We start from the raw sequence: 12,133 nt of genomic DNA, 5'->3' as shown, positions 1-12,133 counted from the left end.
CAAGCCACAGCGAACCCGCACCCGCCCACGGCGAGAACCCACAACGGCGCCCCGGCGCCCCGGCCCCACCGCCGGAGGCACCCGGCAACCCCGTAACCTGTCCTTCGTGGCAGAACCAGTGGTGCGCATCCCGGATGCGAAGGTCGCGCTGTCCACGGCCTCCGTGTATCCGGAGTCAACGGCAACGGCCTTCGAGATCGCCGCGCGCCTCGGGTACGACGGAGTCGAGGTCATGGTGTGGACCGACCCGGTCAGCCAGGACATCGAGGCCCTGCGCCGCCTCAGCGACTACCACCAGATCCCCATCCTGGCCGTCCACGCCCCCTGCCTGCTGATCACCCAGCGCGTGTGGTCCACCGACCCCTGGGTCAAGCTCCAGCGCGCCCAGGCCGCCGCCGAGAAGCTCGGCGCCGGCACGGTCGTCGTCCACCCGCCCTTCCGCTGGCAGCGCCAGTACGCCCGCGACTTCGTCACCGGGATCTGGCGGATGGCGAACGAGACGGACGTACGGTTCGCCGTCGAGAACATGTACCCCTGGCGCTACCGCGACCGCGAGATGCTCGCCTACGCCCCCGACTGGGACGTGACGAACGACGACTACCGCCACTTCACGATCGACCTCAGCCACGCCTCGACCGCCCGCACCGACGCCCTGGGGATGCTGGACCGCATGGGCGACCGCCTCGGCCACGTGCACCTCGCCGACGGCGCCGGCTCCAACAAGGACGAGCACCTGGTCCCGGGCCGCGGCACCCAGCCCTGCGCCGAGGTGCTGGAGCGCCTCGCGCTCAGCGGGTTCGACGGCCACGTGGTCATCGAGGTCAACACCCGCCGCGCGATGTCCGGCGCCGAGCGCGAGGCCGACCTGGCCGAGGCCCTCGCCTTCACCCGGCTGCACCTCGCCTCCGCGGTGAAGGTGCCCCGGCCGTGACCGCGGCCACTCCCCGCCGCCGGGGGCGGCCCTCCCGTACGGACTCGGCCGACACCCCGGCCGCCCGCGACCGCATCCTCGACGCCGCCCGGGCGGAGTTCTCCGAGCGCGGCTACGAAAAGACGTCCGTGCGCGGCATCGCCAAGGCCGCCGGGGTCGACTCGGCGCTCGTCCACCACTACTTCGGCACCAAGGAGCAGGTGTTCGAGGCGGCCGTCGAGGTCGCGTTCGCGCCCGTCCTCGTCGTGCGGGAGGCGGTCGTGGAGGGCCCGCTCGACGGCGTGGGCGAGCGCATGACGCGGGCCATCTTCGGCCTCTGGGAGAACCCGGCCACCCGGGTACCGCTGCTCGCCATCGTCCGTTCGGCGGTGAACAACGAGGCCGCGGCCGCGGTCTTCCGCCGGCTGATCTCCACCCAGCTGCTCTACCGCATCGCCCGCAAGGTCGACCTCCCCGACCCCGAGCTGCGCGCCGAACTCGCCGCCGCCCAGCTCGTGGGGACCGCCATGCTGCGGTACATCATCAAGGTCGAGCCGCTGGCGTCGGCCGACCCGGAGCAGATCATCGCGCGGTTGGCGCCGGTGGTGCAGGCGCATCTGACCCGGCCCTAGTACTCTGACCCGGCCCTGGTCTCCGACCCGGCCCTGGAAGCTCCGGCACCGTCCCCAAGCCGAGACGCACATCCCGCATTCCGGACGCCGCGTCCACCCCTTGGTTCACGGGCGTAGGCTCGACAGGAGTCAGACTCCAGTAGAAGTCTCTGATCGCAGTCTCAAAGGAGCGAGCGCGATGCCCGAGCTGAGGTCCCGAACAGTCACCCACGGCCGCAACATGGCGGGCGCCCGTGCCCTTATGCGGGCCTCGGGTGTACCGGGCGGGGACATCGGGCGGAAGCCGATCATCGCCGTCGCCAACTCCTTCACCGAGTTCGTGCCCGGCCACACCCACCTGGCGCCGGTCGGCCGGATCGTCTCCGAGGCCGTCCGGGAGGCGGGCGGCATCCCGCGCGAGTTCAACACGATCGCGGTCGACGACGGCATCGCCATGGGCCACGGCGGAATGCTCTACAGCCTGCCCTCCCGTGACCTGATCGCGGACAGCGTGGAGTACATGGTCGAGGCCCACTGCGCCGACGCCCTGATCTGCATCTCCAACTGCGACAAGATCACCCCGGGCATGCTGAACGCCGCCCTGCGGCTGAACATCCCCACGGTCTTCGTCTCCGGCGGCCCGATGGAGTCCGGCCGCGCCACGCTCGTGGACGGCACGGTCCGCACCCTCGACCTGGTCGACGCGATCTCCGACGCCGTCAACGACAAGGTCTCGGACGAGGACATCCTCCGTATCGAGGAGAACGCCTGCCCGACCTGCGGCTCCTGTTCCGGCATGTTCACCGCCAACTCGATGAACTGCCTGACCGAGGCGATCGGCCTGTCCCTCCCCGGCAACGGCTCGGTCCTCGCCACGCACACGGCCCGCAAGCAGCTCTACGTCGACGCGGCCAACACGGTCATGGACCTCACCCGCCGCTACTACGAGCAGGACGACGACACGGTCCTGCCCCGCTCGATCGCCACTTTCGCGGCCTTCGAGAACGCCATGGCCCTCGACATCGCCATGGGCGGCTCGACCAACACGATCCTGCACCTGCTGGCCGCGGCCCAGGAGGCGGAGGTCCCCTTCGGCCTGAACGAGATCGACGCCGTCTCGCGCCGCGTGCCCTGCCTGGCCAAGGTCGCCCCCAACGTCGCCAAGACGCGCACGTACTACATGGAGGACGTGCACCGCGCCGGCGGCATCCCCGCCCTGCTCGGCGAGCTGCACCGCGCGGGCCTGCTCAACGAGGACGTGCACTCGGTGCACAGCCCGTCGCTGGCGGACTGGCTGAAGACCTGGGACGTGCGCGGCGGGTCCCCCTCGGCCGAGGCGGTCGAGCTGTGGCACGCGGCCCCGGGCTGCGTCCGCTCCGCCGAGGCCTTCTCCCAGTCCGAGCGCTGGGAGGCCCTGGACGAGGACGCCGCGGACGGCTGCATCCGCTCCGTCGAGCACGCCTACTCCAAGGACGGCGGCCTGGCCGTCCTCAAGGGCAACCTGGCCGTCGACGGCTGCGTCGTGAAGACGGCCGGCGTCGACGAGTCGATCTGGACGTTCGAGGGCCCGGCGGTCGTCTGCGAGTCGCAGGAGGAGGCCGTCGAGAAGATCCTCACCCAGCAGGTCAAGGAGGGCGACGTCGTCGTCATCCGCTATGAGGGCCCCAAGGGCGGCCCCGGCATGCAGGAGATGCTGTACCCGACCTCGTACCTGAAGGGCCGGGGTCTCGGCAAGGCGTGCGCCCTGGTCACCGACGGCCGTTTCTCCGGCGGCACCTCGGGCCTGTCCATCGGCCACGCCTCCCCGGAGGCCGCGTCCGGCGGCACGATCGCGCTCGTCGAGGACGGCGACCGCATCCGCATCGACATCCCGAACCGTACGATCGAGCTCCTCGTCGACGACGCCGAACTCTCCCGCCGCGAGCAGGCCCTGAACGGCGCGTACGTCCCCAAGAACCGCGACCGCAAGGTCTCCGCCGCCCTCCGCGCCTACGCCGCGATGGCCACGAGCGCCGACAAGGGCGCGGTGCGGGACGTGACGAAGCTGGGCTGACACCTTCCGCGCACCCAGGGGGCCGCTCCCGAGGGAGCGGCCCCCGCGCGTGTCACCAGTCCGCCGGGTCGCCCCGGTCCACCGCGAACACGGTTCCGTCCGGTGCGCTCGTGCAGACCAGCCCGCCGACCACCACGGGCTCGGGCAGTGAGCCCGACACCCGGTCGGACCGCGTACCGAGCCGCGGGGAGGTCTGCCCGAGGAGCCTGCCCGTGCCGGCGTCCACGGCGAGCAGCCGTCCGTCGGGCGCCGTGAAGTACACGCGCCCGCGGTCAGCCACGGGGGAGGACCCACGGATCACGGACGTCTCCAGGTTCCACCGCTGCTTTCGCGCGGCCGTGTCGACGGCCATCAGCGAGCCACCGGCGGCCAGCAGGAACACCTTGTCGCCGTGCACGGTGGCGGTGGTCTGGTCGAGCCGGGCCGGCAGGGGCACCCGGCGTGACGCCTTCGTCTCCGGGTCGTAGCGGACCACGGCCGTGGCGCCGTCGAACACCTTGTCCAAGGAGACGAAGAAGACGCGCCCGCCCCCGCCCCCGCTGCCGACGAGCTGCAGGTAGCCCTCCAGCCGCGCCTCCCACCGCACGTCACCCGTGACCGGATCCACCGCGGCGACCCGTGTGCTCGACGCGTCGTCGGCCGTGCTCGTCAGATAGGCCAGGCGGTCCCCGCCGAACGAGGTGAAGATCGCCTCGCTGTGGCCGGCGATCGGGTGCCGCCACTTCCTCTTGCCGGTCGCGCCGTCCAGGCCGGTGACCGTGCCGTCCGCGGAGCTGAGCAGGACCATGCCGCCCGCGTGACCCACGCTGTTGTACGGGGACCGGTCCAGCTTCCACCGGGTCCTGCCCGAGTCGGGGTCGAGCGCCTCCAGATGCTGGTCGGCGCCCACCGCCACGTGCACCAGCCCGCCCGACACGACAGGCGGCCCGGTCACGTCCGTCTTCGCGAAGGTGCGCCGCCACACCACGCGGCCGTCGTCCGGGTCGAGAGCGGAGACGAGCCCCGGCTGCGCGCACAGCAACCTGCCCGCGCCGTACGAGCACTGGGGCGTTCCCCCGGCTCCGGACCGCGCCCCGCCGTCCGTGGAAGCCGGCGTCGTGACCCAGGGCTTCACACCCGGTGACGCGGCCGCGGCCGGAGGAGCCTCCTCCTTCGGCTCGGCACCACCGCCGCCCAGCAGCTGAACCGAGCCGAGCGCCGCCCCCAGGGTGAGGACCACGGCCCCGGCGGCGAGGAGTGCCCGCCTGCGCAGCCGAGGAGCGGCGGTCTGCTCGGCCGCGTCAGCTCCCTCGACCGCATCGACCGCATCGACGGCATCGACCACGTCGACCGACTTGACCACGTCGACCGACTCGACCACGCCGACCGCCTCGACCGCCTCGACCGCCTTGGACAGGCCGTCCGTTGGGCCGTACGGGCCTCCCTCCGACTTGTCCCACGCGTCACGGCCACCGGTCGCGAAAGCGCCACCGTTCGCGCCCTCGCCGCCCGCCCGCCGACCCGTGGCGTCCGCCCGCCGGCCCGTGGTGTCCGTGGGCTGGGCAGGCACGAACGACTGGGTGTCGTAGAGGGCGGCCACCGACCGCAGTTCGCGCATCAACTCGTCCGGGGTGGGCCGGTCCTCCGGCTCCTTGGCGAGGCAGCGCAGCACGAGCGGCGCGAGGTTCTCCGGTACGCCGGTCAGGTCCGGCTCGTCGTGCACGACCTGGTACGCGACCACGTACGGACTGTCGGAGTCGAACGGCCCGCGCCCCGTCGCCGCGTGCACCATCACCGAGCCCAGCGCGAAGATGTCGGCCGCGGGCCCGACCTCCCTCGGGCGGCGGAACTGCTCGGGCGCCATGAACGGCGGAGTACCGATCAACTTCCCGGTCTCGGTCCGCAGTTCGCTGTCCTTCGGCCGGGAGATGCCGAAGTCGATGACCTTGGGGCCGTCCTCGGCGAGCAGGACGTTGCTGGGCTTCAGATCCCGGTGGACCACCCCGACCCGATGGATGTCACGCAGCGCCTCCGCCAGCCCGGCCATGAGCCGCCGCAACTGGGCCGGAGCCATCGGGCCGTTCCGCTTCACATGATCCGCGAGCGTGGGCCCGGGGATGAAGAGAGTGGCCATCCACGGGCGCTCGGCCTCCGGGTCGGCGTCGACGACGGGTGCGGTGAAGGCACCGCTCACCCTCCGCGCCGCACCGACCTCCTGCCGGAACCGCCCGCGGAACTCGGGGTCCTTGGCGAACTCGGCATGCACCACCTTGACCGCGAGACGCAGGCCCGAGGTTGAGCTGGCCAGATGGACGACCCCCATGCCGCCGGAGCCGAGACGGGACTCCAGACGGTAATGACCGGCGTACTCGGGAAGTTCCGCTTCCGCGCCCGTTCCGGTATTCGACTGTGGCGCCATGGACTCACCCCCGTGCTGTTCGTCCGCACGCGCGACGCACGGAGCCTAGTCGATGACTCGTGCGGGACAGAGGCGGCTTGCTAGCCTCGGCGTGCGAACAGCGCACATGTGTGCGTGGCCTGATTTAGGGGAATCATCGGGATCCCATGCCAGTCATGGGGTCATAACGGGGGAGGTCATCATGTCCATTGACCGTGTCCAGGAGCCGGAGGACAGAGTCCGGGAGACAGCGGACAGCGACGGCGCGGAGGCCGTCACGACGGCCGCGGTGACGGCGGCGGTCCGCTACTACTCGGTCGCACCGGGCGTCCGTCTCAACGTCCGCAGCGGCCCGGGTACCAGCTACAGCATCGTCCGAGTCCTGCCCGAGGGTGCTCGGGTGCCCATCTACTGCCAGCGCCCCGGCGAGACGATCAGCGGCCCGTACGGCACGACGAACCTCTGGGACAACATCGGCGACGGCGACTACGTCTCGGACGCGTACGTGTTCACGGGCAGCGACGGGTACGTGGCGGCGCGCTGCTCGTAAGGCGTCCGAGACCGGAGGCCGCAAGGCGCACAAGGCATGCATGGCGCACAAGGCGTGCATGGCGTGCATGGCGCACGAGGCCTACCGGGCTCGCGCCGCGCACGAGGTGAGTTCCGGCCGTGCCCGCGTGACACACGCGGGCACGGCCTTCCGACGGGCCGGAGCCATAATGGCCGCGTGAGCGACGAGCAGAGCGGCATACCGGCGGGCGACACCTCCACCGGCACCTCCACCGGAACCACCGCGGCGACCCCCAAGGGCCCGCGCCCCGAACCCATCCGCTTCTTCGGGACGACCTGGCTTAACCACGACAACGGCTACCGGGCCCGCCGCGTGGCGGTGTCCGCCGGATCGATCGCGGCCGCCGTGGTCGCCTGCCTGGTCCTCCGCCTGGCCTACCAGGGCCTGCAGATCGCGGCCGTCGGCGGCTTGGTCAGCCTCCTGGTCGTGGTGATGTTCGCCGCGTGCAGCGCGCTGGCCTTCGGCCACACCTGGGGCGCGTTCACCAAGCGCCCCGACCCCGACCGCCAGGCCTCCCTGCGCGGCCTCATGACCATCGGCTTCGTCGGCTCCCTCCTCGCCTACTTCTTCCGCTCCCTCACCGAGGCCCCCGGCGAGAAGCTCCACCGCCAGGAGTACGAGGAGGCCCGCGCCCAGTACGACCGCCGCACCTCCCGCCGCACGGGCAACCCGTCACGCCGACGCCGGGGTTAGGTTTTTCTGCAGGACGAGGCCGCTCGGGCCACCACCACACCCCACGGGGGTCGGCGGGCTCATCACCCACGCCCAGGCCCGGCACTGGACGGACCCCGCCCAATCCCTCCTGGAGGCGACGCGGGTCCTGCGCCCCGGCGGCGCACTGGCCCTCTGGTGGAACACCGGGCGCCGCCGACGTCCCCTGGATCGCGGCGCAGAACCGGCGCATCAACGCCTGCGGAGGTGGTTGCCGGCGCGCCCTCCTCATGGACACGTTCCCGGCGGCGTGATCGAGGAGATCCACGACGTCGTACTGATCGTCGTGCCCCGCTCCTGACCGCGCCCTGACCACGTTCGGGGCGGCGGCTCACCCTCCACCACCGCCACACACGCGTCCCGGCCTTGACGCCTTCCCTCCACCAGGAGCACTATTCATCACATGATGAATTATACGTCCGAGGCGCCACGCCCACCCGACCCCCCAGCAGTCCGAGCCCAGGACCTCACCGTCACCCGCGGCTCCCGCACGGTCCTGCACTCCCTGGACTTCACCGTCCCCCCGGGCAGGATCACCGGCCTTCTGGGCCCCTCGGGGTGCGGCAAGTCCACCCTGATGCGAGCGGTCGTCGGCACCCAGGCCAAGGTCAGCGGCACCCTGGAGGTCCTCGGCCTCCCCGCCGGCGCCGCCCCCCTCCGCTCCCGCATCGGCTACGTCACCCAGGCCCCCTCCGTCTACGACGACCTCACGGTCCGCCAGAACCTCGCCTACTTCGCCGCGATCCTCGACCCGGGCCGCGCAGCCGCCGAGCGCCGCCATGCGAACGTCACCCGGGCCATCACCGACGTCGACCTCACGTCCCACGCCGACGCCCTCGCGGGCAACCTCTCCGGAGGCCAGCGCAGCCGCGTCTCCCTGGCCGTCGCCCTCCTGGGCACCCCCGCGCTCCTCGTCCTCGACGAACCCACCGTCGGACTGGACCCGGTCCTCCGCCGCGACCTGTGGACCCTCTTCCACACCATCGCCGCCGACCGCGGAGCGACGCTCCTCATCTCCTCCCACGTCATGGACGAGGCCGAGCGCTGCCACCGCCTCCTCCTGATGCGCGAGGGCCGGATCCTCGCCGAGGACACCCCCGACGCCCTGCGCACCCGTACCGGCGCCGAGACCGTCGAAGCAGCGTTCCTGCACCTGGTCGACGAGGCCGCCGCGGCAGGCCCACAGGAAAAGGAGAGGGCCCGATGACCTCCTCGACGAGCACACCGAAACCCCACAGCACGATCAACTACGCACGTACGACAGCGACAGCGGCCAGGGTCCTGCGCCAACTCGCCCACGACCCCCGCACCATCGCCCTGATGATCCTCATCCCGTGCGTGATGCTCTTCCTGCTCCGCTACGTGTTCGACGGCAGCCCGCGCACCTTCGACAACATCGGAGCGTCACTCCTCGGGATCTTCCCCCTGATCACGATGTTCCTGGTCACGTCCATCGCCACCCTGCGCGAACGCACCTCAGGCACCCTCGAACGCCTCCTCGCCATGCCCCTCGGCAAGGCCGACCTCATCACGGGCTACGCGCTGGCCTTCGGGACCCTGGCGATCATCCAGTCGGCCCTGGCCACGGGCCTGGCCGTCTGGTTCCTGGACCTGGACGTCACGGGTTCCCCCTGGCTCCTCCTCGTCGTCGCCCTCCTGGACGCCCTCCTGGGCACCGCCCTGGGCCTCTTCGTCTCGGCCTTCGCCGCCTCCGAGTTCCAGGCCGTCCAGTTCATGCCGGCCGTGATCTTCCCCCAGCTCCTGCTCTGCGGCCTCTTCACCCCCCGCGACAACATGCACCCCGCCCTGGAGGCCATCTCCGACGTCCTCCCGATGTCCTACGCGGTGGACGGCATGAACGAGGTCCTCAACCACACCGACATGACCACCACCTTCCTCCGCGACATCCTGATCGTCGCAACCTGCGCCCTCCTCGTCCTCACCCTCGGAGCAGCCACCCTGAAACGCCGAACGAGTTGAGGGACACGGGGACGCCACGTGAGGCAAGGGGCATCGCGTGTCCGTGAGGCGCGGGGTAGGGCGCGCCCGTGAGGCGCGGGGTAGGGGTGCCCGTGAGGCGCGGGGTAGGGGTGCCCGTGAGGCGCGGGGTATCGCGTGTCCGTGAGGCGCGGGGTAGGGGTGCCCGTGAGGCGCAGTGTGCGGCGCCTTCGTGAGGTGCGAGATACGGCGCGCATTCCAAGGCTCCGGGAACTGCACGGCTTTTCAGGGGCGCGGGGAACTGCGCGACCAGCCACACCCAACCCGCACCAACCCACCCACCCAAACCCCCCACCCCCCATCCCCCAACCCCACCCCCGCCACAAATGCGAGGATGACCCCAGGACGACGCACCCCCGGAGGGCCCCGCACCATGACCCAGAAAGTCGCAGTCCTCGGCACCGGAAAGATCGGCGAGGCCCTGCTCAGCGGCATGATCCGAGCCGGCTGGTCCCCCGCGGACCTCCTGGTCACGGCCCGCCGCCCCGAACGAGCCGAAGAACTCCGCACCCGCTACGGAGTCACCCCGGTCACCAACCCCGAGGCCGCCAAAACCGCCGACACCCTCATCCTCACGGTCAAGCCCCAGGACATGACCACCCTCCTCGACGACCTCGCCCCGCACGTCCCCTCCGACCGCCTGGTCATCAGCGGCGCCGCCGGCATCACCACGGCCTCCATCGAGGACCGCCTCGCCGCGGGCACCCCGGTCGTCCGCGTCATGACGAACACCCCCGCGCTCGTCGACGAGGCCATGTCCGTGATCTCCGCCGGCACCCACGCCAGCCAGGCCGACCTCGCCCACACCGAGGAGATCTTCGGCGCCGTCGGAAAGACACTCCGCGTCCCCGAGGCCCAGCAGGACGCCTGCACCGCCCTCTCCGGCTCCGGGCCGGCGTACTTCTTCTTCCTGGTCGAAGCCATGACCGACGCGGGCATCCTGCTCGGCCTGCCCCGCGACAAGGCCCACGACCTGATCGTCCAGTCGGCCATCGGCGCGGCCACCATGCTCCGCGACAGCGGCGAGCACCCCGTGAAACTCCGCGAGAACGTCACCTCCCCCGCGGGCACGACGATCAACGCCATCCGCGAACTGGAGAACCACGGCGTACGAGCCGCCCTCATCGCCGCCCTCGAAGCAGCCCGCGACCGCAGCCGCGAGCTCGCCTCCGGCAACGACAGCTAGGAACCCCCCGGTGGAGCGGGCGCGGAGCCGACTCCGCGCCCGCCCCACGCCCGCCACCTACGCAGGCGGCAACAGCCCGATCGCCCGATACGCCGCGTCCACCCGCGCCCGCGCCACCTCCCTGGCCCTCTCCGCCCCCTTCCGGAGCACCCCCTCCACATACGTGGGATCCGCGCACAACTCCTTGTGTCTCTCCTGGACGGGCCTGAGCGCCTCGACCACGGCGTCCGCGGTGTCCTTCTTCAATGCGCCGTACGACGCGTAACCACCGCTCAGCTCCTCGGGGTCCCCGCCCACACAGGCCGCGAGGATCTCCAGCAGATTCGCGACCCCGGGGCGTTCCTCCCGGTCGTACACGACCTCCCGCCCGCTGTCGGTGACGGCCCGCATGACCTTCTTGCGCACGACATCCGGCTCGTCGAGCAGGTAGACGATCCCGGGCCCGACGTCCTCGCTCTTCCCCATCTTCGCCGTCGGCTCCTGCAGGTTCATGACCCGCGCCGCGACCTTCGGATGCCTCGCCCGAGGCACCACGAACGTGTGCCCGTACCGCTGGTTGAACCGCACCGCCAGATCCCGCGCCAACTCCACGTGCTGCACCTGGTCGTCCCCCACCGGAACCTCGTCCGTCCCGTACGCGAGGATGTCCGCCGCCATCAACACGGGGTACGTCAGCAACGACAGCCGCACGCTCCCGCCCCGCGCCCGCTCCCGCGCCGCCTTCTCCTTGTACTGGATCATCCGCCGCATCTCGCCGTCGGTGGCGACGCACTCCAGCACGTACGACAACCGCGCGTGCTCGTCCACATGACTCTGTACGAACACGGTGCACACCTCGGGATCGAGCCCCGACGCCAGCAACAACGTCGCCGCCTGCCGACTGAGCCTGCGCACCCGGGCCGGATCGTGGTCCACGGTCAGCGCGTGCAGATCGACGATGCAGAACAGGGCGTCCCCCTGGTGCTGGTCGACCGCGGCCCACCTCCGCATGGCTCCCAGGTAGTTACCCAGCGTCAGGTGCCCGGTCGGCTTCACCCCACTGAAGACCCGCGTCATCTCCCTCTCCACCTCTCCAGTCAGGACCGCCGCTTTCCGCCGGCCGGCCCCTCCAGGAGGGAGAAACAACAACGGCCGCCGGGGCGGCGGCCGTTGAGCGCATACGTGAGTCCGGCCGCCGTCAGGCGGCCCACCACAGCTGGGTGCACGTACGCGAAGTCATGCACCCCAGGCTACGCCCCCAGAGTGCGCCCTGGAGCGAAGTTGACACGCCCCGTCCCGGTCCGTACTGTTCTTCGGGTTGTCCGATGTGAGCGCCGACTCCGGTCGGTCCCCGGACAGCCATCCCGCAGGTACTACCGTCAAACGGCGTTCTGTCGTCGTGTCATTGGTGTGCGTATTTACGGGATGAGGAATCCGCGTTCGAAAGAGCGCAGCCCCCGATTAGGCCGGGAGCAGGGAATCCGCTAAAGTCTCACCGGTCGGAACGGCCCAACAGCCGCGAAGACAACCCCCTCCGACGGGGAATCGGAGCCGAAAGGATCTGATAAAGTCGGACCCGCCGGAAAGGGAAGCGCGAAAGCGCAGGACCTGGAAAGCACCGAGGAAATCGGATCGGAAAGAAGATCTGATAGAGTCGGAAACACCGAAGGGAAGCGCCCGGAGGAAAGCCGCGAGAGAGTCTCTCGGGTGAGTACGAAGGAAGCGTCCGTTCCTTGA

Annotated in this window: 10 protein-coding genes and 1 pseudogene; 9 read left to right on the top strand and 2 right to left on the bottom strand. The window is 70.9% G+C overall.

Annotation, left to right across the window (positions count from 1 at the left end; translation table 11 throughout):
- The first annotated feature begins 106 nt into the window (after window positions 1–106).
- The 3 genes from ACZ49J_RS44605 (at window position 107) to ilvD (ending at window position 3,574) form a co-directional block, all read left to right on the top strand.
- The gene (locus ACZ49J_RS44605; RefSeq protein ID WP_467457402.1) at window positions 107–931 is read left to right on the top strand and encodes a sugar phosphate isomerase/epimerase family protein; all 825 of its coding nucleotides are present in this window, start codon (window positions 107–109) and stop codon (window positions 929–931) included.
- Window positions 928–1,542, top strand: coding sequence for a TetR/AcrR family transcriptional regulator (locus ACZ49J_RS44600; protein WP_467457400.1), 615 nt, complete (start codon window positions 928–930; stop codon window positions 1,540–1,542). The genes ACZ49J_RS44605 and ACZ49J_RS44600 overlap by 4 nt, the downstream gene beginning before the upstream one ends.
- 178 nt (window positions 1,543–1,720) lie before the next feature.
- Window positions 1,721–3,574 carry a dihydroxy-acid dehydratase gene (gene ilvD / locus ACZ49J_RS44595; RefSeq protein WP_467457399.1) on the top strand — a complete coding sequence of 618 codons (1,854 nt, stop codon included), beginning with the start codon at window positions 1,721–1,723 and terminating at the stop codon, window positions 3,572–3,574.
- Between the two features lie 52 nt (window positions 3,575–3,626).
- Here the strand turns inward: ilvD and ACZ49J_RS44590 are convergent, their stop codons facing one another.
- A complete protein-coding gene (locus ACZ49J_RS44590) occupies window positions 3,627–5,972 on the bottom strand; it encodes a serine/threonine-protein kinase (protein ID WP_467457398.1) in 2,346 nt (781 codons plus the stop codon).
- Window positions 5,973–6,153: 181 nt separating this feature from the next.
- Between ACZ49J_RS44590 and ACZ49J_RS44585 the strand changes: the two genes are divergently transcribed.
- The 6 genes and pseudogenes from ACZ49J_RS44585 (at window position 6,154) to proC (ending at window position 10,417) form a co-directional block, all read left to right on the top strand.
- Window positions 6,154–6,501: an SH3 domain-containing protein gene (locus ACZ49J_RS44585; RefSeq protein WP_467457397.1), complete on the top strand. Its 348-nt coding sequence runs from the start codon at window positions 6,154–6,156 to the stop codon at window positions 6,499–6,501.
- Between the two features lie 198 nt (window positions 6,502–6,699).
- The gene (locus ACZ49J_RS44580; protein WP_467457450.1) at window positions 6,700–7,215 is read left to right on the top strand and encodes an EamA/RhaT family transporter; all 516 of its coding nucleotides are present in this window, start codon (window positions 6,700–6,702) and stop codon (window positions 7,213–7,215) included.
- 52 nt (window positions 7,216–7,267) lie between these two features.
- A pseudogene (locus tag ACZ49J_RS44575) lies at window positions 7,268–7,427 on the top strand (methyltransferase domain-containing protein); the annotation flags it as partial.
- 209 nt (window positions 7,428–7,636) lie between these two features.
- Window positions 7,637–8,440 carry an ABC transporter ATP-binding protein gene (locus ACZ49J_RS44570; protein ID WP_467457395.1) on the top strand — a complete coding sequence of 268 codons (804 nt, stop codon included), beginning with the start codon at window positions 7,637–7,639 and terminating at the stop codon, window positions 8,438–8,440.
- On the top strand, window positions 8,437–9,213 hold the full coding sequence (locus ACZ49J_RS44565; RefSeq protein WP_467457393.1) for an ABC transporter permease: 777 nt from the start codon (window positions 8,437–8,439) through the stop codon (window positions 9,211–9,213). The genes ACZ49J_RS44570 and ACZ49J_RS44565 overlap by 4 nt, the downstream gene beginning before the upstream one ends.
- A gap of 391 nt (window positions 9,214–9,604) precedes the next feature.
- Window positions 9,605–10,417: a pyrroline-5-carboxylate reductase gene (gene proC / locus ACZ49J_RS44560; protein WP_467457392.1), complete on the top strand. Its 813-nt coding sequence runs from the start codon at window positions 9,605–9,607 to the stop codon at window positions 10,415–10,417.
- Window positions 10,418–10,474: 57 nt separating this feature from the next.
- Here the strand turns inward: proC and trpS are convergent, their stop codons facing one another.
- Window positions 10,475–11,473, bottom strand: a complete 999-nt coding sequence (gene trpS, locus ACZ49J_RS44555; protein ID WP_467457391.1) for a tryptophan--tRNA ligase — start codon at window positions 11,471–11,473, stop codon at window positions 10,475–10,477.
- Window positions 11,474–12,133: the final 660 nt, after the last annotated feature.

Source organism: Streptomyces sp. NPDC030840, assembly GCF_055572015.1.
The sequence above is the reverse complement of the archived record's forward strand: the minus strand, read 5'-3'. Positions and strand labels throughout refer to the sequence as shown.